The organism is Bacillus sp. FSL W8-0640 (genome assembly GCF_038007725.1).
GTDB lineage: Bacteria > Bacillota > Bacilli > Bacillales > Bacillaceae_G > Bacillus_A > Bacillus_A cereus.
This window is the reverse complement of the sequence record NZ_JBBOXT010000001.1, coordinates 2,910,012-2,933,797: the sequence shown is the minus strand read 5'-3', so window position 1 is coordinate 2,933,797 and position 23,786 is coordinate 2,910,012. Positions and strand designations below refer to the sequence as shown.

The window sequence follows — 23,786 nt, the reverse complement described above, 5'->3', positions numbered from 1 at the left end:
ACATAATTATACAGAATATTTAGATAATAGGAGGTGTCGAATTTTGAGTGAAATTGAATTAAAAAGTAATGTAATTAAGACAGAGCGAGAGAAGGGGATTATTCTTCGGTTTATACTTGCTAGTCTCGTTGGAGTGTTTATGTTTTTCGTTCCTGTTACGATAAACGGTGCATCGTCTATTATGATTGATCATATCGTATCGTGGATTAGGGCTTCGGTTCCAGGCGTAGTACCTTATTATGCATTGTTCGTTATGGCGATTGGTGCGATTTATCCATTTTATACGAAGAAATGGAATGCATCTATCGTAGACATTTGTTTTTCTATTTTAAAAGTAGTTGGCGTTGTATTTGGCATATTATATTGTTTAAAAGTAGGACCAGCTTGGTTCTTTGCGCCAGATGTTGGACCGTTTTTGTATGAGAAGCTAGTCATATCAGTAAGTTTGCTCGTTCCAATTGGCTCGGCGTTTTTAGCGTTATTAGTCGGATATGGATTGCTTGAATTTATCGGTACATTTTGTCGGCCGATTATGAGGCCATTATGGAATACGCCGGGGAGATCGGCAATCGACGCAGTTGCGTCCTTCGTTGGAAGTTATTCGCTTGCTCTCCTTATTACGAATCGCGTGTATAAAGAAGGAAAGTATACGACAAAAGAAGCGGCGATTATCGCTACAGGATTTTCTACAGTATCCGCTACATTTATGATCATCATCGCAAAAACATTAGATATTATGCATTTATGGAATGTTTATTTTTGGACTACACTTGTTGTAACATTCATCGTGACTGCTATCACCGTAAGAATCCCGCCCCTTAGTAGAAAACCAGATACATATGTAACAGAAGAAGGGTTCCCAGAGCCTGTTTATAAAGAGAAAATGTTAGAATGTGCTTGGGAAGATGCGTTAGAAGTATCAAAGTCTGCACCGAGCATTATGAAAAATATTGCATTAAATTTAAAAGACGGATTTATTATGACGATGGGAATTTTACCATCCATTATGTCAGTAGGATTAATTGGTATCGTCTTAGCGAAGTTTACGCCAATATTTGATTGGATCAGTTATATTTTCTATCCGTTTACATGGCTATTACAATTACCAGAAGCAGACTTAGCCGCTAAAGCCGCATCAGTTGGTATTGCAGAAATGTTTTTACCGTCATTATTAGTAGTAAGTGCACCAATTGTGACAAAGTTTGTTATTGCAGTTGTTTCCGTATCATCTATTTTGTTTTTCTCCGCTTCCATTCCTTGTATATTATCAACAGATATTCCGTTAAAAGTATCTGAACTTATTATTTTATATGTGCAGAGAACGATTTTAACGTTACTTATTATTACGCCGATTGCTTATTTATTGCTTTGAAGTTTTAATAAGATAAAGTTAAACAAAAGAAGCCGTCTGTAAAAAGAGGGCTTTTTTTGTTTAAAAGCGGGATATTCTTATTTATTTTTCGTATACGACGTAACGCTTCTTAAGAAGATTCCTAGTCCCGCAAAAAAGAACCCTAAGCATAATAAGCTGCCTGGCGTTCCCCAAGTAATTTGATCTAGCATTTTTTATCCCCTCCCGTTTATCATTATATAGAATTTATTGGAAATTATCAAAAAATTATTTTTTTAAGGGTTACTGATGGGTCTTCCTACCTTATACGAGAAGAATATATTTGAAAAGAATTCTTTTCGTTATATTTTTTTATTCTTATAATACGTTTTTGATTCTTATGATATAGTAACAGCAAAGGGGGCTTAAAAATGGAAATTATTCACGAAAGAGCAAAGTTGCGGTTAATGGATAATACTGATGTCGAAACTTTGTTTTCGATTGTAGAAGGAAATCGGGATATTTGGGCGTATTTAATCTCTAAAATGGATAGTGTGCAAGATATGCAACAATACGTTCAAAAAGCGATAAAGGGCTACGGAAGAGGTAATCAAATACCTTTCGTAACCGTAGATCAACAGTCGAATAAGATTGTAGGAAGTACACGTTTATATAATATTTCAGTAGAAGATAAGACAGTTGAGTTAGGGCAAACGTGGTATCATCCGAGTGTACAACGTACGAGTATAAATACAGAGTGTAAGTATATGCTTCTCCAGTATGCTTTTGAAAAACTGCATATGCTGAGAGTGCAAATTAAGACGGATGCAAGAAATGAAAAAGCACAACGAGCAATTGAAAGATTAGGCGCAGTAAAAGAAGGTGTGCTTAGAAATGAAAGAAAATTACCGAATGGTTATGTGAGAGATGCGGTGGTGTACAGTATTATCTCGAGTGAATGGCCAGGCGTAAAAGAACAATTGTTAGAAAAATTAGAGTTATATAAAGAAAAGTTATAATTCGTGTTTTGAAAGGTATATTGTTCGTGAGACATGAAAAATATACCTTTTTTCTTACAAAATGCTACTTTATTTTAATTCCTTTTGTTTCATCGTTCCCTTCTGAGAAAAAATTCGTTACAATGTAGTTGTATGGTAATAAACTTATGAATTTAAAAAATGTAATGAAAACCGCAAATGAAAATGAATTGATAATCCTCAATTTTAAATGAAAACCCTTTTATACATAAATAACAAGTAAAGTTCCTTCTTTTAAATAAACTCAAACAAAACGATTTGATATAAATGTTTTTTATAGAAGTATGGATGATGTACGGAGGCAATTACAAATGAAAGAAAATAAGAAGAGTAAGAAAAGACGAATCTTTCAAGTATTTTTACTAATGATTTGTTCTGCTATTTTATATGTAAGTTATGCAGCTTACGATATTTGGAGTTATCGTTTTAAAGCAAATGATGACGTGAAAACGGATGCTGGTATCGTACTAGGAGCAGCTTCGTGGAACGGAAAACCATCTCCTGTATTTAAAGAAAGAATTAATCATGCGATTTCTTTATATAAGAACGGAAATATTAAAAAGATTATTTTTACAGGTGGTACAAAGTTCGAGGCAGAACTTGAGGAAGCACGTACTGCAAGAGTATATGCAATGAAACAAGGTGTAAAAGAGGAAGATATTTTAATTGAAACTAAATCCCTTTTCACTGAAGAAAATTTAAAAAATGCGAAGCAAGTTGGAATAGAGAACGGAATACGCACATACACGATTGTAAGTGATCCACTTCATATGAAACGCGCAATGAGAATTGCAAAACATATTAATATTGAAGCGTATGCTTCACCAACGCCGACATCAGCATATAAAACGTTAGACACAGAAATTCCATTCTTCTTTAAAGAATTATTCTCGTATATTGGATATGTAACCTCTTTGCCATTAAAGGCATTGAAGGGAGATTAACATAAGAAAAGAACCTATCCTTAAATAGGAACTTTTCTTATTAGTCAAAAACATTGTATTTTTATCGGAATAGTGAAACAATAGAGAGGTAGCTTCATATAATCATAATGAAAAAGTGAGCGGTTGATGAATCGAACATAAAGGAGATTATAGTATGGCACTCTCATTTGTTGAAACAGAAGAACAATCTTTCATTATTGCACAAATAAATAAATTGATTCCGAAGTTCATGGAAAGGGAGCATCAGCTAAGTGAATTGGGATCATTTCCGTATGAAAATATAAATGATTTGAAAGATATCGGATATACGAAATTAACGTTACCGAAGGAATTTGGTGGTAGTGCGATTTCTTTATATGACTTTGTTTTATTTCAAGAGAAAATCGCGGAAGGCTGCGGAGCTACTGCATTATCGATTGGCTGGCATCTTGGCATTGTGAAAGAGCTAGCGGAAAATCGCTCTTGGAATGATGAGATGTTCAAATGGTTTTGCGAAGAAGTACGTAATGGTGCGCTCTTTAACAGGGCAGCAACAGAACCGAAAACAGGGAGTCCGACGCGTGGCGGCAAACCAGAAACAATAGCGGTTCAACAAGGCGAGAAGTGGGTTATAAATGGAAGAAAAACTTTTACAACGATGGCACCAGTACTTGATTATTTTATTATTTCAGCAAGTATGGAAGGCCAAGAAGAAGTTGGTGAGTTTGTTATTCCAAGAAATACACTCGGTGTATCTATTGAAGAAACGTGGGATAGCGTTGCAATGCGAGGGACTGCTAGCCACGACCTTGTCTTACAAAATGTAGAGATAGAAAGTCGCTTTTTTACAGATATAAAAGGCGGGAAAGTAAAACAAAAGGGTGTTGGCTGGTTGCTACATATACCAGCATGTTATTTAGGAATTGCACAATCAGCAAGAAATTATGCAGTTCAATTTGCGGAATCATACAAGCCAAACAGTTTAAACCATTCTATTAGTTTATTGCCGAATGTTAGAAGATTAGTTGGAGAATTAGAACTCGAGCTTATGCAAGCTCGCGTCTTTTTATATCAAATTGCGAAAAAGTACGATGAGGCAGAAGATAAACTATCACTGCAAGCAGAATTAGCAGCCGTGAAATATGCTGTAACAAATGCGGCGATATCTATAGTGGATAAATCGATGCGCATCGTAGGAGCAAAAAGTTTATCAGAAAAAAATCCGCTCCATCGTTACTATTTAAACGTCAGAGCAGGACTGCATAATCCACCGATGGATGATGCAACATTGTCTATGCTGGCGGATGCGGCGTTTCGGTCGTAGTTTTTAAATTTTACATTTTATTGTTTATGGATATTATAGTTGTTTTGAAAGCACGGGTTTGATTAGTAATCAAACCCGTGCTTTTTATGTGTATGAAGTACTTAGTTGAGATGTAGGTTTTTAATATAAATGATTATCATGGTTTTGTGATTGTTTCTTGTTGAAAAATTCTTATTGTAATGCCAGTTTGGAGGCTGTATAAACATTTTTCGTATTTAATCCCAAATTAATGGTCTTTCTAAGTTTACCATTCGTAAATATTGTAAAAATTGACCTGCATGGACCGCATCATGATAGGCAATTCGTAATAGCATATCGCCTAAATATCGTTGATAGCCAACATCGCTTCTATCAATAAGTCTTGAATCTAGCTCGGCTATGCTTATTGATTGAACATATTCTATGAAGTCAGTAAAGTATGATTGTGCCAATTCAATTTCTTTTTTTACACAAGTAATCGGCTCGTCATCATACGGGATACGTATGTCGTTTATTGAACCGTTGTTTTTTATAATCATATGGTAGTAAAAAGTTGAACTCCATACATGACGAATCATCTCACCAAAAGACATAGCCTCAGGATCAGGCTTCCAATTAAGAAAATTATTAGGAAGAGAATTCCATAATTTTTCTGAGCGCCTTCTCGTTTCTTTCAAATTTAATATACTAAGATCAATTGCATCCATAATACATTCTCCTTTACTATTAAACTTAAAATAATTGTATCAATTTAATAGTTAGGGTATCATCGAAATATGAATGTATATCCGAATATCTCATATATAGCTAAACTAATTGCTGAACCTACAAGAGCAATCATATTAGATTGTCTAATGAATAATCAGGCACTACCTGCTAGTGAATTGGCTTATATGGCAAAAGTGTCACATCCAACAATTAGTTCGCATCTTTCTAAATTAGTAGAAGGGAATTTACTTACAGTTGAACAACATGGTAGACATCGTTACTATCGACTTGCTAATCAAGAAGTTGCAGAAGTGCTTGAAAAGTTAGGGACAATTGCACCAACAGTTCAAGTTCGCTCTTTAAAACAATCAAGCCAACTAAAACAAATTCGTTATGCTCGAACTTGTTATGATCATCTTGCAGGCAAACTCGGTGTAGAGATAACTGAAAAATTACTAGATAGGCAATTTATAATTTTAGAGGATGGAGAATACATTGTAACGGAACAAGGTAAGCAATGGTTTCTGAATTTTGGAATAAATGTTGATGGGGCAGATACAAAAAGGAGGGTATTTGCAAAACCTTGCCTTGATTGGAGTGAACGACGCTACCATATTGCCGGTTGGTTAGGATCTGCAATAGCAAAACTATTTTTTGAACAGGAATGGATTACAAAAACGAATAAGAATCGGGCTGTCCATCTTACAAAGAAAGGTGTAAAGTTATTGGAAGATCAATTAGGCATTGATATGAAAACTGAGGAAAGAAAAGCTTGAAATTAGAAAAGTCCGTCAAAATGACGGGTTTTTTCATTATGGTAGGAGTGTACATGAATAATAGGATGTTACCAATAATTGTTGCCAATAAAAAAATCTTTCTTTTCATTCTTCTTTTTTAAGTTTTAAAGGAGAAAGCTAGGCTTCTTATTTTTACTAATGTTATAATAAGAAAAAAGCACGAAAAGAGGTCATCTCATGCTAGAGGTTATTGCAACATGTTTAGAAGATGTAAAACGAATTGAAAGCGCTGGCGGGAAGCGGATTGAATTAATTTCATCTTATACAGAAGGTGGTTTAACACCGAGTTATGCTTTTATAAAAAAAGCGGTAGAAGCGGTAAGTATACCAATTCATGTTATGATTCGTCCGCATGCGAAGTCTTTTACATATACGGAAGAAGAAATTGAAATGATGAAAGAAGATATTATAGTTGCACAGAAGTTAGGAGCAGCTGGTGTAGTATTAGGCGTATTAAATGAACGAAATGAAGTGGATGAAGAGAAATTAGCGGACTTACTATCTGTTGTAGATGGAATAAATGTAACGTACCACCGTGCGATAGATGATATAGAAAATCCAGTAGAAGCGATGAGAACTTTAAAGAAGTTTCATAAAGTGACTCACGTTTTAACTTCAGGTGGACAAGGAAATATAGTAGAGAATATTCCGGTGCTTACAGAAATGCAAAAGGTAAGCGATGGTCAAATTCAGCTTGTAGCTGGAGCTGGCGTGACGAAAGAAAATATAAAGCGATTGCTAGATGAAACTGGGATTTCGCAAGCTCACGTCGGTACAGCGGTAAGAGAAGGAAAATCATGTTTTTCTGAAATAGATCCTAATTTAGTACAAGAATTAGTTGAAATAATAAAATAAGTGCTTAAGAAAGAGGAGAAACGATGAAGGAAAATACGAAGAAAGAATTATTCTCATGGGCTAAAACGATAGGGTTTACCCTTGTATTAATTGCTATTATTCGCGGTGTTTTATTTACACCTTCTTTAGTACAAGGTGAATCGATGATGCCCACTTTAGAAAATAACGAACGAGTTCTCGTGAATAAGATTGGTTATAGTATAAGTGGATTAGATCGCTTTGATATTATCGTCTTCCACGGAAAAGAAGGTTACGATTTAGTAAAACGAGTAATTGGTTTGCCAGGCGATACAGTTGAGTATAAAAATGATGTTTTATATGTAAACGGAAAAGCGATGGAAGAACCATATTTAAAACAGTTTAAAGAAAAAGCAGTAGGCCGTGTATTAACTCCAGACTTTACGTTAGAACAAATCACAGGGAAAACGAAAGTGCCAGAAGGCCAAGTATTTGTTTTAGGGGATAATCGTGAAGTTTCTAAGGATGGTCGCATGTTTGGCTTTATTTCAGAAGATGAAATTGTTGGAAAAGGACAAGCTGTTTTCTGGCCGTTGAAACAAGTAAGAGCGTTATAAAGTGTAGTGAAGTATGGGAGAGATATTCTTCCATGCTTTTTTATTTGCTTAAAATCTATTGATTGAATTGAAAGAATATTTTATAATTTTAAATTATATGTTTGTTTCGAAAAACGGAATTTAAGTTCCGTTTTTCGGAACGAAAGGGAGATAGAATGAGTATAAATAAAACGGCAGTTAAGACAATGGATATTTTAGAGTTGTTTTATGAGCATGAAGAGCTAAGTTTAACTGAGATGGTTCAGCTTACAAATATGCCGAAAACATCTGTTTATCGTTTAATTGGCTCGTTAGAAGAGATGGCGTTTTTACAAAAAAATGAAAAGGGGAAATATCGTTTAGGGGTCGTATTTTTACGGTTCGGTCAACTTGTTTCACACCGATTATCAGTAAGAAATATAGCAATTCCTTATATGAAAGAACTTAGAGATAGTTTAGGACAGGCAGTTAATTTAATAATTCAAGATGATAATGACGCAATTTACGTTGAAAAGATGGAGGGTGTTCAGCCGGTACGCGTGTATACGGCGGTTGGAAGAAGAGCACCGCTTTATGCTGGTGCATGTCCAAGAATTTTACTATCGTATTTCTCTGAGGAAGAGAAACGGAGATACATAGAGGAAGTGGATTTAAAACAGTTTGCAGATGGAACAATCGTGGATAAGGAACAATTGTTAGAAGTGTTGCAAATGGCAAAAAAGGAAGGCTACACAATTAGTTATTCTGAGTTAGAAAATCATACAGCCGCGATAGCAGCACCCATTTTCGCGAGCGATGGAACGGTTGTAGCAGGCATTAGTATTTCAGGATTAGCAATTGAGTACAGCGAAAGTAACATTTCATATTTTATTGCGAAGGTGAAAGAAACAGCGCATCGCATTTCGAAAGAACTCGGCTTTTTGGCATAGAAAGAGGGAGTAGGATGAAATTTTCTGCGTTAGGGGATCAAGCAATTATTGTTACATTTGGTGAAGAAATTAAGATGGGTATATATGAGAAAGTACAGCGGTTATTTAAAGCACTGCAGCAACATCCGTTTGCAGGAATGATTGAGTGTGTTCCGTCGTTTACTTCATTAGCTGTTTACTACAATGTATACGAAGTATGGAAGAGAAATGAGAGAAGTGAAAGGTCATATGATTACGTTCGCCAGTATATAAAGGAGCTGTGTGATTCTTATAAAGAAGAAGTAAAACAGAATGTGAAACATATTTCTATACCAGTGTGCTACGGGGGAGAATATGGACCTGATTTAGAAGAGGTCGCGCATTATCACGGTTTACAAGTAGAAGATGTGATTCGAATACATAGTGAAACTACATATTTTGTATATATGCTTGGTTTTACACCAGGGTTCCCGTATTTAGGAGGACTATCAAAAGAATTAGAAACACCTAGAAAAGAAACACCACGATTACAAATCTCTCCTGGTTCAGTAGGTATTGGCGGAAATCAAACAGGTATTTATCCGCTTGAAACACCAGGTGGATGGAATATTATCGGCCGAACACCTATTACTCTATTTAATCCGAAAGAAGAAATACCAACATATATTCAAAGTGGTATGTATTTACGATTTATCCCGATAACGAAGGAAGAGTACGTATCGCTTGAGGGGGCTAAAGAATGGATGTAGAAGTTTTGCATGCAGGAATGTTTACAACAGTCCAAGATTTAGGGCGATCTTATTATCAACAGTTTGGTGTACCTGTTGGGGGTGCTATGGATAAAAATGCGCTTAGGCTCATCAATATGTTAGTCGGTAATGAAGAGAATGAAGCAGGATTAGAAATGACGATTTTAGGTCCTAAATTGTTAATAAAGAAAACGACTTTACTCGCAATTGGTGGGGTTGATATGGAACCGTTGTTAAATGGAGAACGTATCCCATTATGGCGTCCCATTTTAGCGGAAGAAGGTAGTATGCTTTGTTTTGGAAAAGTGAAAAATGGTTGTAGAGCGTATGTGACTTTTGCGGGTGGTATACATATTGAGGGTACATTGGGAAGCAAAAGTACGTACATACGTGCTGCGATTGGTGGTATAGAAGGAAGAATGCTGAAAAAAGGAGATTGTTTTCAAATTGGTACGTACTCAGAAATGGCGAATCGTTTCATTCAAGACTTACAAAAAGATGAGCGAATAAAAACGAAATGGGTAATTAGCAACAGCGTACTACCAAAGTATAAGAAACATCCTAAGCTTCGTGTCATAGCTGACTTTGAATACGATCAATTTACAGAAGAAAGTAGAAAGGCATTTTTTACGAAAGAGTATAAGGTATCTAATTATGCTGACCGTATGGGCTATAGGGTTGAGGGAGAAGTTTTAAATAGGATTGAAGAAAAAGAGATTTTATCGAGTCCTGTTACATTTGGAACCATTCAAGTTCCTAATGGCGGACAGCCGATTATATTAATGGCAGATAGGCAAACGACAGGTGGCTATCCGAGAATGGGAAATATCATTTCAGTAGATTTACCTCTTCTTGCCCAGCTAAAGCCGGGGGACTATGTTTCTTTTGAGAAAATTACGCTTGAAGAAGCGGAACAATTGTACATAGAACAGGAAGTAAATATGAATCTATTAAAGAAATTCATCGCTTTACGAAGCTGGAATTAGGAGGAATACATTGTGACTACAATCGATTTAAACTGTGATTTAGGAGAAAGTTTTGGAGCTTATAAAATGGGGAATGATGATGAAATTCTTCCGTTCGTTTCCTCTATAAACGTTGCTTGCGGTTTTCATGCGGGTGATCCGTCTATTATGCGTCAAACTGTTGAAAAAGCTTTGGAGCATAACGTAGCAATAGGGGCGCATCCTGGATTTCCTGATTTAATTGGATTTGGTAGAAGAAACATGAATGTTTCAGCAAGTGAAGTATACGATTATGTTTTATATCAAATCGGCGCATTAGACGGGTTTGTAAAAGTGGCTGGCGGGAAGATGCATCATGTAAAGCCGCACGGTGCCTTATATAATATGGCGGCGTCTAATCCGGAAATTGCAGATGCAATCGCAAAGGCAATTTATCATATAAATCCAAGTCTATTACTTTACGGATTAGCAAATAGCGAGGCGTTTATACAGGCTGCAGAAAAATACAATGTAACTCTCGTACAAGAGGCTTTTGCGGATCGTACGTATAAGCAAGATGGTACATTAACGAGCCGTACAGAAGAAAATGCGCTTATAAAAGATGAAGACGAAGCGATAAAGCAAGTACTTCAAATGGTGAAAGAAGGCCATGTAAATTCGATCAATGGAGAGAAAGTAGCAGTTCAGGCGCAAACGATTTGTTTACACGGTGATGGGGAAAAAGCAGTGCAATTTGCAGAAAGAATATACAGAACATTCGGACATAATGGTATTTCTATATGTGCACCGAAATAAAAAATGAGGGGAAGTGTTGGAATTGGTGAAATTAATCGGGATATTATTAGTGGCAGTGGGCTTTTTATTTAGATTAAATACACTTTTAGTAGTTATGGTTGCAGGTATTGTTACTGGTATGGTTTCAGGATTAAGTTTTTATGATGTGATCAGCATGTTCGGTAAATTTTTCATAGAAAATAGATATATGTCTATGCCAATTATATTAACTTTACCGGTAATCGGAATTTTAGAACGTTACGGTTTAAAAGAAAGAGCCGAAGCACTTATAACGAAATCAAAAGGAGCAACAACTGGAAGAGTATTAATGTCATATTTTACGATAAGAGAATCATCAGCAGCACTAGGGCTTAATATTGGTGGGCATGCGCAAACAGTAAGGCCGCTCGTTGCACCGATGGCAGAAGGGGCTGCGCAAGGTAAATACGGTAAACTTCCTGAAAAATTAAGAGAAAAGATTAAAGCAAACGCAGCTGCTGCGGAAAATACAGCTTGGTTTTTCGGAGAAGATATTTTCATCGCAACTGGTGCTATTTTATTAATGAAAGGATTCTTCGATTCAGTAGGTATGCATGTCGGTGTATGGGATATGGCACTTTGGGGCATTCCGACAGCAATATCTGCACTTATTGTAAGCTGGATTAGATTTAGAAGGTTTGATAAATATATAGAGAAAACAATGAAGGCAGAAGGAAAAGAAGAGAAGGAGGCAATCTAATATGAACATCATCACAATGGATACAATCTATTATGTATTAGGGATAATTGTTGCTTTTATCGCTGTTCGTATCGCATTCGATCGTGAACATCCAAACAGATTCGGTTCTAGTTTATTTTGGGCATTGTTTGCAGTTACATTTTTATTTGGAAATGTAATTCCTTCGTTTTACGTTGGCTGTATCGTGCTCGCTATGGTCGTTTTAGCCTCGCTAAATAAAGTGACAAAATCAGAGGAAAAAGAAGTTCCAGTACAAGAACGTGTAAAACATGCTGAGAAATTAAAAAATAAAATTTTTATGCCTGCACTATTAATTCCTATTTTTACAATTATCGGTACGTTGACGTTAGGGAAAATTAAATGGGGAAATGTCTCTCTTGTTGATCCAGATAAAGTAACATTAGTTGCATTAGCGCTTGGTGCATTACTCGCATTCGTCGCGGCGATGCGTATTACAAAATCAAAAATAACAACGCCTGTTCAAGAAGGAAGCAGACTATTACAAGCTGTTGGCTGGGCTGTAATTTTACCACAAATGTTAGCAGCACTTGGCGGTATATTCGCGAAGTCTGGCGTTGGACAAGTTGTTTCAGACTTAGTCGGACAAGTGTTACCGACAGAGTATCCGTTCGTTGCTGTTATGGCGTACTGTTTAGGCATGATGCTATTTACAGTCGTAATGGGAAATGCATTCGCAGCGTTTGCTGTTATTACTGGCGGAATTGGCTTACCTTTAATAGTTCAAATGCACGGCGGAAACCCAGCGATTATGGCAGCGCTTGGTATGTTTGCTGGATATTGCGGAACACTGCTTACGCCAATGGCAGCAAATTTTAATATTGTACCAGCAATGCTTTTAGAACTAAAGGATAAAAATGCAGTTATTAAAGCACAAGTACCAATTGCTCTTTCAATTTTTATCATAAATATGTTTATTATGTACGGCCTTGTATATCGTTTTTAATTAGGAGGATAAAACTATGAAAACAGTATTATTAACAGGGTTTGATCCGTTTGGCGGAGAAAGTATCAATCCAGCTTGGGAAGTAGCAAAAGGTTTGCATGAAAAAACAATTGGAGAATACAAGATAATAAGCAAACAAATACCAACTGTATTTCATAAATCAATAAGCGTATTAAAAGAGTATATAGAAGAACTAGCGCCGGAAATTATTATATGTATCGGACAAGCTGGGGGCAGACCAGATATTACGATAGAACGTGTCGCAATTAATATTGATGATGCAAGAATTGCTGATAATGAAGGGAATCAGCCAGTAGATGTACCGGTTGTAGAAGAAGGAGCGATTGCGTATTGGTCTACACTTCCGATGAAAGCAATCGTAAAAAAACTTCGCGAAGAGGGCATACCGTCATCTGTTTCACAGACGGCAGGCACATTCGTTTGTAATCACTTATTCTATGGACTTATGCATGAATTAGAGAAACATGATAAGAAAATAAAAGGCGGATTCATTCATATTCCGTTTTTACCAGAACAAGCGAGTAATTATCCAGGGCAACCGAGTATGTCACTTTCTACTATTAGTAAGGGAATAGAATTGGCAATTGAAGTAACGATGACAGTTGAAGTAGATATTGTAGAGATTGGGGGCGCAACGCATTAAGTAAAATGAATTGTACAACACCTCCTGTAAACAACTGGTATAATAAGAATAGGAAAATACATAGAGGTGATTTTTGTGCAACAATTTGAAGAAGTACGTTTAATTTTAGAAAAAGCGAAGAAAATTACAGTATTAACAGGCGCTGGTGCAAGTACGGAAAGTGGTATCCCAGATTTCCGTTCAGCAAATGGATTGTATGCTGATGCGAATGTGGAGATGTATTTATCAAGAGGGTACTATAACCGAAGTCCGAAAGAATTTTGGAAGCATTATAAAGAAATCTTTCAAATTAATACGTTCCATCAATATAAACCAAATCGTGGACATCGTTTTTTAGCTGAGCTAGAAGAACAAGGGAAAGATATTACGATTTTAACGCAAAATATTGACGGTTTACATCAATTAGGTGGCAGTAAACATGTCATTGATTTACATGGAACACTTCAAACAGCACATTGTCCGAAGTGTAAAGCGGGATATGATTTACAGTATATGATTGATCATGAAGTGCCGCGCTGTGAGAAGTGTAATTTCATTTTAAATCCAGACGTTGTTTTATACGGAGATACACTGCCTCAATATCAAAATGCGATGAAACGTTTATATGAAACAGATGTACTTCTCGTTATGGGAACGTCATTAAAAGTACAACCTGTCGCTTCATTTCCGGAAATCGCAAAGAGAGAAGTAGGGGCAACAACTATTTTAGTAAATGAAGAGTTAACAGGACAAGAATATAACTTTGACTTTGTTTTTCAAAATAAGATTGGTGAGTTTGTTGAAGGGTTATCTTTAATGAAATAAGTTATCGAAAAAACTGAGGTAGATACCTCAGTTTTTTATTTGGGTAATCGCTGTATTAAGCAATATGAAAACATTTTGATAATGTAGTAACAACATCTCTATAATTTATAAAAATAAATTTGCTCCATTTTTCTTTTAGAATAATATTCATTTTATTGTGCATTAAGGGAATGGTAATAAATAGGGTATAAAAATAAAAAACTGAAAATTAAATCTTTTATTTCTTTTATAATTAATATAAAATTCTATATATATCATATAAATAAATTTGATACATAATGACTTTGCGTACAAATGTTAATAGAATGAAGCGAGGGAGCGAAATGAGACAGAAAAAGGAGCAGAAAAAACTATCCAAAAAGAAAAAGACTCATATTCCATTTCGGTTAAATGTACTATTTTTTATTGTCTTTCTTTTATTTTCAGCTATTATAATTCAATTAGGTAAAGTACAAATCATTGATGGAGAAACGTATAGAAATGAAGTAAATAAAAAGGAAGATGTAACGGTAAGCACTCCCGTTCCTAGAGGGAAAATGTTTGATCGGCAAGGTCACGTTATTGTAAATAATAAACCATTGCGAACCGTTACATATACGAAAATGAGAGGAGTAGACTCGAAAGAAGTTTTACAAGTAGCAAGAGATTTAGCTAAGCTAATTGAAATGTCGCAAGAGGACATAGACAAGTTAACAGAAACAGATAAAAAGGATTTTTGGATGCAGTTAAATGAAAAGCGGGCAGCAGCGAAAGTAACGAAAGAAGATGAGAGTAAATTTAGAAAGCAGGAGATAGAAGGGAAAGAATTAGATAAAAAAGTTGAAGAGTTACGTAGGGAAAGAATTACACAAGAAGAATTAAGGGAACTTTCAAAAGAAGACCTAGAAGTACTAGCCATTAAAAGCAAAATGAATGCGGGATATAAAATGACGCCGCAAATCGTTAAAAAAGATGTAAGTGAAAATGAATATGCTGTCGTTAGTGAAAGGTTGGCAAGTTTACCGGGGGTAGATACGACAGTAGATTGGGAACGTGAATACCCAAATGATAAAATACTGCGCTCTATACTAGGTAGCGTTTCTAATGAAAATGAAGGGTTGCCAAGAGAACAATTAGATTATTATTTAGTTCGTGATTATAATCGAAACGACCGTATTGGTAAAAGTTACATTGAAAAACAATACGAAGATGCACTACATGGAACGAAAGAACAGTCTAAAAATATTATGGATAAAGCAGGGAAGATTGTTCGAACAGAAAAAGTGACTGAAGGAAAAAGTGGAAATAACTTGATGTTAACAGTCGATATGGATTTACAGAAAAGAGTAGAGGGAAGTCTTGAAAAGAATTTACGAGCCTTTCATGCTGCAGAGCCGATGATGGATCGTGCGTTCGTAGTAATGATGAATCCGAAAAACGGTCAAATTTTATCAATGGCAGGAAAGAAAATTGTAAATAAAGATGGCGGTATGCAAATAGAAGATTATGCATTAGGAACGATGACAAGTTCTTATGAGTTAGGGTCAACTGTAAAAGGTGCTACTTTATTAACTGGATATCAAACAGAAGCGATTAAGCCGTATACACATTTCTTTGATGCACCAATGTATTTTAAAGGAAGTTCTAAGCCGAAGAAATCGTGGAAAGAATTTGGGGATATTGATGATTTAAGAGCTTTGCAAGTGTCATCGAACGTTTATATGTTTAATACGGCTTTAAAAATGGCAGGCATTAATTATGTCCCAAACAATCCATTAGATATTAAACAAGAAACATTTAATAAAATGCGCTACTATTTTAGACAATTTGGCCTAGGTGTGTCGACTGGTATTGACCTGCCAAATGAATCAATTGGTCAAGTAGGTAGAACTGATAACATACCCGGATTTTTACTTGATTACGCGATTGGACAGTATGATACATATACGCCGCTTCAGCTTGCACAATATATTTCAACCATTGCAAATGGCGGTTACCGAATGAAGCCACAAATTGTACAAGAAGTTAGAGAGCAACCGAATAGACCAGAGGATGTAGGAAAAGTCGTTCGGTCGATTGAACCAGTTGTATTAAATAGAGTGGATATGGACACTTCGTACATTAATCATGTAAAAGAAGGATTTAGAAGAGTTTTTCAAGAAGCTGACGGAACAGGTACCGGAACGTTTAAAGGTCTACCATATAAACCAGCGGGAAAAACAGGAACAGCTGAGACAGTATATGGTGGAGAAAGTGATATTGGAAGAGATGAGAACAACAACCGAAAAAAATGTTATAATTTAACTCTTGCCGGTTATGCACCATATGATGCTGATCCGGAAGTAGCTTTTTCAGTTGTTGTACCATGGGTGAATGATGATAAATCAGGAATTAATTCTGCGATTGGTAAAGAAATTTTGGATGCGTATTTTGAGTTAAAAACAAATAGATCAAATGCAAATTCAATTCCAGTAGAACAACCGAACAAGGCACAGTAAAAATAGTATCACTGCATGGAAATATATTGTGCAGTGATATATTTTTTGAGTTAAAAAGCGCTTTATAAGGTGGGAATGGATATGAAAAAGGAGATTAAGAGAGGCTGGGGAAAGTACATACTATTTATATTGGTGATAGTCATAGGCTACCATTCTTTTACTTTATGTAAGGTGGAAGGGGAATCGATGCAGCCGACTTTATATGAAGAAGACTACGTATTTGTAAATAAAGCAGTAGTACGTCTTTCTAATTTACAACACGGAGAAATTGTCATTATAAAGGAAGCGGATGAATCGAAATATTATGTGAAACGTGTAATAGGGCTTCCTGGTGATGTAATTAACATAACGAACGGAAAGGTATATGTGAACGATAAAAAGCAAGAAGAACCATATACAAACAAAGATTTATTTAACAACACACAAGTGTTTTATAACTTTCAAAAGACAAAAATTCCGCCAAATAAGTTATTTGTAATGGGAGATAACCGCGAAGTAAGTAGAGATAGTCGAAATGGCTTAGGATATATTGAAGAAGATAACATAATTGGCAAGGTGGAATTTGTATATTATCCTTTTTCAAAAATGAAAATAATAGAATAAGTGGGAAAGGAGCAAAACCCCACTTATTAAAGTTTCACTTTATTTTCTTTAAAAAACCTTTTGGATTAAATGATATGAAAAATTTATGTTTAGACTCGTCGATACTTGAAAATAAGCCAAATAACTCATGTGGAAAATGAAAGGAAATGATCGTATGTACAAATACACAATTTGCTTTATTAGAAAAAGCGATAAAATACTGCTATTAAATAGAAATAAAAAGCCGAATATGGGGATGTGGAATGGTGTTGGAGGAAAAATAGAAGATAATGAAACGCCATACGAAGGAATAATTAGAGAAACATTTGAGGAAACGGGCATAGAACTTTCAAGTGTAACGTATAAAGGGACTGTTGGTTTTAAAGGTAAAGATGAGCCCCAGGCTAGTGAAGGAATGTATGTGTTCGTTGCTGATTTGCCAGATGGAATGCAAATGAATACACCATTACGTACGGCTGAAGGTCTATTAGAATGGAAAGAAATTGATTGGATATTAGATGGTGATAATAGAGGAGTAGTTAGCAATTTACCAAAATACTTACCGACAGTATTAACAGAAGAAAATAAGTTAGAACATATGTTTACGTATGATAACCGGAATATTATTCATTACACAACTGCATGTTTGACAGAAGATGATGCGAACAAGCGATATGAAAAACAACTCATTTCTCAATAGAAGAGGAAAGTGAAAAATCACGTTTTTGCTCTCATCATATATGCGAGGTGATTATATGTTTCAGAAATACAATTCATTGGTCATAATTGTAATATGCATGATATAACTTTTCTTATTATGAAAGAGTAGAGAACATATGTAAACAGAGCAAAAAGGAGGTGGCTTTGCCACCTCTTTTTGTTAGCTACAAATCGCCTTAATCATAAAACGATGTTGCTTCACATCAAAATAACCTTTTTGTAAGATGATTTCATGTATACGATATAATTCCTCACAATACCTTTCAACAGTAAAATCAGGAATTTGCCACGGAATCGCTTTTAAATAATAGACGATAGCGCCAATGTCATAAAAGCGTTGGAAAGGGAATTCCTCTTTTGCATCTAAGGTAGTAAATCCATTTTCCTTTAACTCACTGCATGCGGTTTCGAGAGACCAACTTGCAAATTCGCTATTTAGTGGTGAGCCAAACTGCTCATTAAGTTCCGCGCAATCAAGACCGCCAACTTGTTGTGTAAGAAAAACGCCACTTGGAGAAAGAATTCTGTTTACCTCAGAAGCAGCATACGATTCATGTTGATTTATAATTAAATTAAATTGACCATCTTGAAATGGCAAAGCGGTATCATCGGTCACTTCTACAACGGTAACCCCTAAAGGCTCTAATTTCTTTCGAGCAATTGGCACATTTGGAGCGTAGCCCTCAGTAGCGAATATAGTTGACGGGAACGGTTGTAACATAGATAAAAACTCTCCGCCGCCAGTACCCATATCGAGCATTGATTCTGCACGTTGCATAAGCTGAAAAGCAGTACTGCCGTATGACCACGATAAAGGCTCGCTCTTCATTCGACCTGTTTCTGAAATGAAAGAAAAATCCCAGCCGCTAAAATGTGTATTTGCACTTTCTAATAAAGTTACAAATAATGGATCACGTTTCATAATTGTATCCTCCTATTTTGTAAGTAAATGATATGGTGAGAAAAGAAAAAAGGAGGACCTCTTATGAAAGGGGAACGGTTTTACGTTTCGTGCTCGAATAGATTCATATAAAGTTACTCCTTGTGAGAATTGTTATTTATATATTCGGGTTAATTGAGTGAAAATCCTTTGAGGGTATAAAAGAAGGCAGTTGTTTAATGAAAAAATAAATTGAGTTATCTACTTTTATAGTGTAATTGTTCATTCATACGCATAAAAAAATTATTCTCTCCATAAAATAGTAAAATTATATTGGAGGTTGAATTATGAAAAAATTTAGTGTATTTTCAATAACCTTGATGACTTTTGGAATGTTATTATTTGGATTAAATAGGATAATAGATAGCTATTCTGAGCCTATTATCCTATTAGGGTATATTTCTTTTTTAATTGGATTGGTTCTGAGTATTATAGCGATTGCTAGACGTGAAGATGGAAGATTAAAATTCATATCACTTATCTCTTTCTTTGTTGTCCTGTTTTTCATTACTTGGTTTGAGTCGTTTCAGGTACTACGAATTATTACTTGGCTAAAAAATATCTATTAAAATTTAAATTGTTGGTAAAAATGGGAAACCTTAAATTTAGGTTTCTTTTTATTATATTCGATTATCAATATTAAAACTTATTAGAGCCATTAATAAAAGAAATAGATATATATACCGAGTGTAAAAATATTTTAATTCTTTGAAAACATTCAGCGATTTAGTATTCTATATATATGGAATATTTTGTTTGTGCGAAAAGAGGGCAAGGTGCTATATGAAAAGAATGAAAAATGTAATGTTACTATTGTTATGTTTCTTATGTTTAAGTGGGTGTAATTATAAAGATGACGATCAGGTGAAAAAATATGTGAAAAAAAAGCACGGAATTGATGTGATTGTAACACATTGGGGTGCTATAAACGAAGGGAATATGGGGCATACATATCATACTGTTCAAGCAAAAAATAACAAAAATATTCAATTTAGAGTAGAGGTAGATGGCTTCTTATATTCAAGAATAAAAGGTGATGAATATCAATACGGAAAAAAAACATATGAGGAATATAAGAAATTTAAACCAATGCTAGAAGAAATTAAAAAATTAGGTTACGTGGAACCTGAAAATAAAAATGTTTTTCAATATATAGTGGATGATGATATAGAGGAGAAACCAACGGATAAGTTATTATTAACTTTAAAAACGAGTGACAAGATTGATTACAGTCAATTTGAATCAAAAGAATTAGATCGTTTATATGCTCTAATCCAATTCATTCAGAAGAGTAATAGAAAGATAACAACACTTGAAATTGAGGATTATAATGGTGAATCTATAGGCTTGCCTTTTCAAAATGTGCAAAAAGCTATAACGAAAGAAGAACTGCTTTTAACAATGAAAAACACAGTAAGCGGTTATTGGACATATTTGGTTCAAACTGAAACAAAAGTAGGCGTAAGGTTAAATGAAATTCAAAATGATCGTTTTGAAATTGAGGATATTACTTGTCCACACCCGAAAGACGGCAATTGTCTAGAGTATGAATTGACATTAGTTTTCAATGACAGTGAGATAAAATATAGAAATGATCCATATGTAATAGATGATTTGAGAAAGGTAGTCACTATTCTTAAAGAAGAACTATATAATAAGGAATTTAACATATATTTAAGGAACAAGGATGGAACAAGTTATTCACTCTGGCTATCATCCGAAAAAATTAAGGAAAGTAATAACATAGAAGAGTTAGTAAAATAATGATATAAAGAAGAAATTTAAAGTACTTTTTATGTTTGTTATTTCTGTATTCAAAAGGAAAACCGCTTATGCTTCATTTTTGAAGCATAAGCGGTTTTGTTTAAAATACTTAAAAAGAAAAATTTTTTGGTAAAGTACCACTTTTTATTACTGTTCTTAGTCCATGTTTTATAATCCAAGGATTAATAGGATGCTGTTTATCACGTAATTGCTGTAACCACTGAAAAACGAGTTCTTTATCTTCTTTCGTAATATCGTTCATATGATTGGCTACAGATTTTTGAACATATTTAGAAGGGTCATTCATTAAAGGTTCAAGAAGCTGTAAATTGTTCTTAAAGTCACCTTTTAGAGCTCCAATTTTTTTAGCCCAAGGAAGCCTTGGTCTTGTACCTTCAGAAACTAATCTTCTAATGTGGCTGTTTTCGTCATAAATCCACTGTTGCAATATGTCTAGTGTGTCTTCATGGTATGTTTGAAGAAAAGGCCGAATGGCATATTCAGCAGTATTCCTTTTCGTTATTTCATACATGTAAATGTGCCTACTTCTGTTGTATTTTCTGGTCCTAATGTTTTCAGTAATATATGTATGGCTGCATTAAAATCTTTTTGTAAAGCATTGTGTAATTCATCTGCAATTACTTCAATACGATGCTTTAACTCTAAATTTTCAACTTTACATGTTACAGAAGATACAAAGTTTCTTTTAGAGAAAGTAGGATCGTGTTTACAAATAGAATCAGCCATTTTTTCTGCTAATTCTTCGTTAAATAAAAATTTTAACGGAACATATTTACCCATTTTTTCACCTCAGTGGTCAAATGAAAACAATTTTTATTTTTTAATCGACAATCCATAAACTAAAGTCTCACTCGGAGTCGTAATACTAAAACCTGTCGTCTTATAATCAAGTTTCACCGTATCACCAGTGTAGTCTTTCGTGAATGAATCCATTTGTACGATAAGATCTGCATCTTCATATACAACATCATCTGCGTTATATGTATCCCAAATTAAATCGACATCAACGAAAATACTACAAGAGTTTGTCATTGTCCCTCTAATGCGAATGATCTTTTTGTCTTTACGTTCTAATCTATGTATAGCTGCTTTTGCTTCATCAGTAATGCGAATGTTCATTGTATCCCAACCTTTAATTATATTTCTTCTATTATGGCAAAAACAGGAGTAATAGGGAAGCAAAGAGGTTTGCAATAAAAAACGAGCAAACAAATTTGTTTGCTCGTTTCACTTTATTTTAGTTCACATTTATCAAGTGGAATCACTTTTGTTTTTTTCGTAAATTTATATCCTAACCATAGTACTAAGAAGAGTGGTAAACCGATGTAAGAAACGAGTACGCCGTTCCAATCGATTGATTCACCCATAAATGCGCCGTAGTTTTGTCCTAAAATTACGATGATACAAAGTGTAAATGCGAAGATTGGACCGAATGGGAACCATTTTGCTCTATATGGTAAGTCTTTTAAATCTTTGCCTTGTACGGTATATGCTTTACGGAAACGGTAATGACTAATTGCTATTCCAACCCATGCGATAAAGCCAGACATTCCAGATGCGTTTAATAACCAAATGTATACAACACCGTCACCGAATAAAGAAGCAATGAAAGCGATACTACCGACAATTGACGTTACGATTAATGCGTTTACAGGTACACCGCGGCTATCTAATTTGCCTAAGAATTTTGGTGCTTTTCCTTGGCGAGCTAAATCCCAAAGCATACGAGTTGATGCGTACATACCAGAGTTACCAGCAGATAGTACTGCCGTTAAAATAACAGCGTTCATAACAGAGGCAGCAAAGGCAACGCCCGCTTTTTCAAAAATAAGTGTAAATGGACTTACTGTTACATCACTTGCAGCAAGACTTTCAGTTGTATAAGGAATTAATAAACCGATAACGAGAATCGCAAGGATATAGAATAAAAGAATACGCCAAAAGATTGAACGAATTGCTTTTGGGATATTACGTTCTGGATCAGATGTTTCACCAGCAGCTACTCCTAATAATTCAGTTCCTTGGAAGGAGAAACCAGCTGCCATAAATACACCGATAATTGCCATGATACCGCCGTTAAATGGTGCATCTGCAACAGTGAAGTTTTTGAATCCAACAGTTTCGCCCCCCATAATTCCGAAAATCATCATAAAGCCGACAATTAAAAAGATAATAATTGTAACTACTTTAATAAGTGCGAACCAATATTCAGATTCACCAAACCCTTTAACAGATAAATAGTTTAAAAGGAAAATAATAGCTAAACATAATCCGCTCCAAATAAGAGAAGGGGTATCTGGGAACCAAAATTTCATAATTAATGTTACGGCTGCAAGTTCAGCAGCGATCGTAATCGCCCAGTTATACCAATAGTTCCATCCAAGTGCAAAGCCAAGTGATGGATCAACAAATTTTGTTGCATACGTACTAAAAGATCCAGTAACAGGCATGTAAGCTGCGAGTTCAGCTAAGCTTGTCATTAAGAAGTAAACCATAATTCCAATTGCGGCGTATGCAATTAATGCGCCGCCAGGACCAGCTGAATGGATGACACCACCGCTGGCAAGAAATAGTCCGGTACCAATTGTACCGCCGAGAGAAATCATCGTAAGGTGACGCGATTTTAATCCGCGTTTTAATTCACCTTGTCCTTGTGTAGTTTGCGTTTTAGAGGTAGATTGATTTGTTGCGCTATTCATGTTCAACACTCCTTTTCTTGTAGGTTAGGAAGGAGCGGGGGAGAAAAATACAAAAAACCGCCAAAGGAATTTGGCGGAACGTTTCACAAATAACCACCCCATCATACCCTTCCGTTAAGATAGCACCCCACGTTTACACGGTAATTTTGTAAACGTGACAGTTCTGTTCCTTTCGGAGACAGCCCCAGCTCATATTTCCAGAGAAGAAATATAAACTTCGGCAACTTTTCCTTTCAAACGGAGTCGGTGACATTCTCTGTGTCTCGTCCGTTTTACTATTAAAAGTCGCAACCTCTACCTCATCGGATTGATGAGGATTTATATATTGCTAAGATTTTTAATATATGGCAATTGTAATGACTTTCTGAATATATTGCAAGATATTTTGTTAGGAAAAGTCAAAAAATATCGGTTATTGTATAGGAAACGCTTGCAAAACTCCACCCGAACCTACTATTATGTAGCAATAAGCAAAGAAAAAATTGTTATACAAATGTTTCGCAAAAAAT

24 protein-coding genes, 2 pseudogenes and 1 riboswitch are annotated in these 23,786 nt (G+C 35.2%); of the genes and pseudogenes, 20 read left to right on the top strand and 6 right to left on the bottom strand.

What is annotated here, in order from left to right; genetic code table 11:
- The first annotated feature begins 43 nt into the window (after window positions 1–43).
- The 4 genes from N2V80_RS15240 (at window position 44) to N2V80_RS15225 (ending at window position 4,614) form a co-directional block, all read left to right on the top strand.
- Window positions 44–1,372: a YjiH family protein gene (locus N2V80_RS15240; RefSeq protein ID WP_061655642.1), complete on the top strand. Its 1,329-nt coding sequence runs from the start codon at window positions 44–46 to the stop codon at window positions 1,370–1,372.
- Between the two features lie 389 nt (window positions 1,373–1,761).
- Window positions 1,762–2,349, top strand: coding sequence for a GNAT family N-acetyltransferase (locus tag N2V80_RS15235; protein ID WP_000402584.1), 588 nt, complete (start codon window positions 1,762–1,764; stop codon window positions 2,347–2,349).
- Between the two features lie 329 nt (window positions 2,350–2,678).
- The gene (locus N2V80_RS15230) at window positions 2,679–3,311 is read left to right on the top strand and encodes a YdcF family protein (RefSeq protein ID WP_000662216.1); all 633 of its coding nucleotides are present in this window, start codon (window positions 2,679–2,681) and stop codon (window positions 3,309–3,311) included.
- A 154-nt stretch (window positions 3,312–3,465) separates the two neighbouring features.
- Window positions 3,466–4,614, top strand: coding sequence for an acyl-CoA dehydrogenase family protein (locus N2V80_RS15225; protein ID WP_001218341.1), 1,149 nt, complete (start codon window positions 3,466–3,468; stop codon window positions 4,612–4,614).
- 215 nt (window positions 4,615–4,829) lie between these two features.
- On the opposite strand, the gene N2V80_RS15220 is transcribed toward N2V80_RS15225, so the two are convergent.
- Window positions 4,830–5,300 (bottom strand): DinB family protein, encoded by a 471-nt coding sequence (locus tag N2V80_RS15220; protein WP_061655641.1) that lies wholly within the window; start codon window positions 5,298–5,300, stop codon window positions 4,830–4,832.
- A gap of 69 nt (window positions 5,301–5,369) precedes the next feature.
- Here N2V80_RS15220 and N2V80_RS15215 point away from each other — a divergent pair, with 69 nt between their 5' ends.
- The 13 genes from N2V80_RS15215 to lepB (N2V80_RS15155) all read left to right on the top strand — a co-directional run bounded on the left by N2V80_RS15215 (window position 5,370) and on the right by lepB (N2V80_RS15155) (window position 17,154).
- Window positions 5,370–6,077, top strand: coding sequence for an ArsR/SmtB family transcription factor (locus N2V80_RS15215; protein WP_001103810.1), 708 nt, complete (start codon window positions 5,370–5,372; stop codon window positions 6,075–6,077).
- A gap of 198 nt (window positions 6,078–6,275) precedes the next feature.
- On the top strand, window positions 6,276–6,953 hold the full coding sequence (locus N2V80_RS15210; protein ID WP_061655640.1) for a copper homeostasis protein CutC: 678 nt from the start codon (window positions 6,276–6,278) through the stop codon (window positions 6,951–6,953).
- Window positions 6,954–6,976: 23 nt separating this feature from the next.
- The gene (gene lepB / locus N2V80_RS15205) at window positions 6,977–7,528 is read left to right on the top strand and encodes a signal peptidase I (RefSeq protein ID WP_000662490.1); all 552 of its coding nucleotides are present in this window, start codon (window positions 6,977–6,979) and stop codon (window positions 7,526–7,528) included.
- Window positions 7,529–7,683: 155 nt separating this feature from the next.
- On the top strand, window positions 7,684–8,436 hold the full coding sequence (locus N2V80_RS15200; protein WP_061655639.1) for an IclR family transcriptional regulator: 753 nt from the start codon (window positions 7,684–7,686) through the stop codon (window positions 8,434–8,436).
- A gap of 14 nt (window positions 8,437–8,450) precedes the next feature.
- Window positions 8,451–9,164: a 5-oxoprolinase subunit PxpB gene (gene pxpB, locus N2V80_RS15195; protein WP_061655638.1), complete on the top strand. Its 714-nt coding sequence runs from the start codon at window positions 8,451–8,453 to the stop codon at window positions 9,162–9,164.
- Window positions 9,155–10,150, top strand: coding sequence for a 5-oxoprolinase subunit C family protein (locus N2V80_RS15190; protein WP_061655637.1), 996 nt, complete (start codon window positions 9,155–9,157; stop codon window positions 10,148–10,150). Before pxpB ends, N2V80_RS15190 begins: the two co-directional genes overlap by 10 nt.
- Before the next feature lie 12 nt (window positions 10,151–10,162).
- Window positions 10,163–10,924 carry a 5-oxoprolinase subunit PxpA gene (pxpA, locus tag N2V80_RS15185; RefSeq protein WP_000207311.1) on the top strand — a complete coding sequence of 254 codons (762 nt, stop codon included), beginning with the start codon at window positions 10,163–10,165 and terminating at the stop codon, window positions 10,922–10,924.
- 22 nt (window positions 10,925–10,946) lie between these two features.
- Window positions 10,947–11,642, top strand: coding sequence for a DUF969 domain-containing protein (locus N2V80_RS15180; protein ID WP_000239809.1), 696 nt, complete (start codon window positions 10,947–10,949; stop codon window positions 11,640–11,642).
- 1 nt (window position 11,643) lies between these two features.
- Window positions 11,644–12,606 (top strand): DUF979 domain-containing protein, encoded by a 963-nt coding sequence (locus tag N2V80_RS15175; RefSeq protein WP_001021658.1) that lies wholly within the window; start codon window positions 11,644–11,646, stop codon window positions 12,604–12,606.
- A 16-nt stretch (window positions 12,607–12,622) separates the two neighbouring features.
- Complete coding sequence (gene pcp, locus N2V80_RS15170) at window positions 12,623–13,270, top strand: pyroglutamyl-peptidase I (protein WP_061655636.1); 648 nt, start codon at window positions 12,623–12,625, stop codon at window positions 13,268–13,270.
- 75 nt (window positions 13,271–13,345) lie between these two features.
- Entirely contained in the window at window positions 13,346–14,074 is a 729-nt protein-coding gene (locus tag N2V80_RS15165; RefSeq protein ID WP_061655635.1) for an NAD-dependent protein deacylase, read from the top strand.
- A gap of 323 nt (window positions 14,075–14,397) precedes the next feature.
- On the top strand, window positions 14,398–16,551 hold the full coding sequence (locus N2V80_RS15160; protein WP_061655634.1) for a peptidoglycan D,D-transpeptidase FtsI family protein: 2,154 nt from the start codon (window positions 14,398–14,400) through the stop codon (window positions 16,549–16,551).
- A gap of 81 nt (window positions 16,552–16,632) precedes the next feature.
- Window positions 16,633–17,154, top strand: coding sequence for a signal peptidase I (gene lepB / locus N2V80_RS15155; RefSeq protein ID WP_001986493.1), 522 nt, complete (start codon window positions 16,633–16,635; stop codon window positions 17,152–17,154).
- Between the two features lie 34 nt (window positions 17,155–17,188).
- Here the strand turns inward: lepB (N2V80_RS15155) and N2V80_RS15150 are convergent.
- Window positions 17,189–17,257 (bottom strand): annotated as a pseudogene (locus N2V80_RS15150) (cephalosporin hydroxylase); the annotation flags it as partial.
- A gap of 33 nt (window positions 17,258–17,290) precedes the next feature.
- Here N2V80_RS15150 and N2V80_RS15145 point away from each other — a divergent pair.
- Window positions 17,291–17,833: an NUDIX hydrolase gene (locus tag N2V80_RS15145; protein WP_000677958.1), complete on the top strand. Its 543-nt coding sequence runs from the start codon at window positions 17,291–17,293 to the stop codon at window positions 17,831–17,833.
- A 180-nt stretch (window positions 17,834–18,013) separates the two neighbouring features.
- Here the strand turns inward: N2V80_RS15145 and N2V80_RS15140 are convergent, their stop codons facing one another.
- Window positions 18,014–18,775, bottom strand: coding sequence for a class I SAM-dependent methyltransferase (locus N2V80_RS15140; protein WP_061655633.1), 762 nt, complete (start codon window positions 18,773–18,775; stop codon window positions 18,014–18,016).
- Between the two features lie 305 nt (window positions 18,776–19,080).
- Between N2V80_RS15140 and N2V80_RS15135 the strand changes: the two genes are divergently transcribed.
- Both N2V80_RS15135 and N2V80_RS15130 read left to right on the top strand, forming a co-directional pair.
- Window positions 19,081–19,362 carry a hypothetical protein gene (locus N2V80_RS15135; RefSeq protein ID WP_000714728.1) on the top strand — a complete coding sequence of 94 codons (282 nt, stop codon included), beginning with the start codon at window positions 19,081–19,083 and terminating at the stop codon, window positions 19,360–19,362.
- A gap of 214 nt (window positions 19,363–19,576) precedes the next feature.
- A complete protein-coding gene (locus N2V80_RS15130) occupies window positions 19,577–20,557 on the top strand; it encodes a hypothetical protein (RefSeq protein ID WP_000827147.1) in 981 nt (326 codons plus the stop codon).
- Between the two features lie 109 nt (window positions 20,558–20,666).
- Here the strand turns inward: N2V80_RS15130 and N2V80_RS15125 are convergent.
- The 3 genes and pseudogenes from N2V80_RS15125 to N2V80_RS15115 form a co-directional block, all read right to left on the bottom strand.
- Window positions 20,667–21,358: pseudogene (locus N2V80_RS15125) on the bottom strand (DNA alkylation repair protein).
- A 33-nt stretch (window positions 21,359–21,391) separates the two neighbouring features.
- The gene (locus tag N2V80_RS15120) at window positions 21,392–21,697 is read right to left on the bottom strand and encodes an iron-sulfur cluster biosynthesis family protein (RefSeq protein WP_001026196.1); all 306 of its coding nucleotides are present in this window, start codon (window positions 21,695–21,697) and stop codon (window positions 21,392–21,394) included.
- Between the two features lie 113 nt (window positions 21,698–21,810).
- Entirely contained in the window at window positions 21,811–23,277 is a 1,467-nt protein-coding gene (locus N2V80_RS15115) for an amino acid permease (RefSeq protein WP_001083389.1), read from the bottom strand.
- 112 nt (window positions 23,278–23,389) lie between these two features.
- A riboswitch (Lysine riboswitch) is annotated at window positions 23,390–23,582 on the bottom strand.
- Window positions 23,583–23,786: the final 204 nt, after the last annotated feature.

Excerpts from the sequence above, each read along its gene's own strand:
- N2V80_RS15135 (WP_000714728.1), top strand. The coding sequence starts at position 19,081 with ATGAAAAAATTTAGTGTATTTTCAATAACCTTGATGACTTTTGGAATG.
- N2V80_RS15130 (WP_000827147.1), top strand. The coding sequence starts at position 19,577 with ATGAAAAGAATGAAAAATGTAATGTTACTATTGTTATGTTTCTTATGT.
- N2V80_RS15145 (WP_000677958.1), top strand. The coding sequence starts at position 17,291 with ATGAAAGGAAATGATCGTATGTACAAATACACAATTTGCTTTATTAGA.
- N2V80_RS15220 (WP_061655641.1), bottom strand. The coding sequence starts at position 5,300 with ATGGATGCAATTGATCTTAGTATATTAAATTTGAAAGAAACGAGAAGG.
- N2V80_RS15120 (WP_001026196.1), bottom strand. The coding sequence starts at position 21,697 with ATGAACATTCGCATTACTGATGAAGCAAAAGCAGCTATACATAGATTA.
- N2V80_RS15215 (WP_001103810.1), top strand. The coding sequence starts at position 5,370 with ATGAATGTATATCCGAATATCTCATATATAGCTAAACTAATTGCTGAA.
- N2V80_RS15160 (WP_061655634.1), top strand. The coding sequence starts at position 14,398 with ATGAGACAGAAAAAGGAGCAGAAAAAACTATCCAAAAAGAAAAAGACT.
- N2V80_RS15230 (WP_000662216.1), top strand. The coding sequence starts at position 2,679 with ATGAAAGAAAATAAGAAGAGTAAGAAAAGACGAATCTTTCAAGTATTT.
- N2V80_RS15175 (WP_001021658.1), top strand. The coding sequence starts at position 11,644 with ATGAACATCATCACAATGGATACAATCTATTATGTATTAGGGATAATT.
- N2V80_RS15235 (WP_000402584.1), top strand. The coding sequence starts at position 1,762 with ATGGAAATTATTCACGAAAGAGCAAAGTTGCGGTTAATGGATAATACT.
- N2V80_RS15140 (WP_061655633.1), bottom strand. The coding sequence starts at position 18,775 with ATGAAACGTGATCCATTATTTGTAACTTTATTAGAAAGTGCAAATACA.
- N2V80_RS15200 (WP_061655639.1), top strand. The coding sequence starts at position 7,684 with ATGAGTATAAATAAAACGGCAGTTAAGACAATGGATATTTTAGAGTTG.
- pxpB (WP_061655638.1), top strand. The coding sequence starts at position 8,451 with ATGAAATTTTCTGCGTTAGGGGATCAAGCAATTATTGTTACATTTGGT.
- N2V80_RS15210 (WP_061655640.1), top strand. The coding sequence starts at position 6,276 with ATGCTAGAGGTTATTGCAACATGTTTAGAAGATGTAAAACGAATTGAA.
- N2V80_RS15225 (WP_001218341.1), top strand. The coding sequence starts at position 3,466 with ATGGCACTCTCATTTGTTGAAACAGAAGAACAATCTTTCATTATTGCA.
- lepB (WP_000662490.1), top strand. The coding sequence starts at position 6,977 with ATGAAGGAAAATACGAAGAAAGAATTATTCTCATGGGCTAAAACGATA.
- N2V80_RS15190 (WP_061655637.1), top strand. The coding sequence starts at position 9,155 with ATGGATGTAGAAGTTTTGCATGCAGGAATGTTTACAACAGTCCAAGAT.
- N2V80_RS15115 (WP_001083389.1), bottom strand. The coding sequence starts at position 23,277 with ATGAATAGCGCAACAAATCAATCTACCTCTAAAACGCAAACTACACAA.
- pcp (WP_061655636.1), top strand. The coding sequence starts at position 12,623 with ATGAAAACAGTATTATTAACAGGGTTTGATCCGTTTGGCGGAGAAAGT.
- lepB (WP_001986493.1), top strand. The coding sequence starts at position 16,633 with ATGAAAAAGGAGATTAAGAGAGGCTGGGGAAAGTACATACTATTTATA.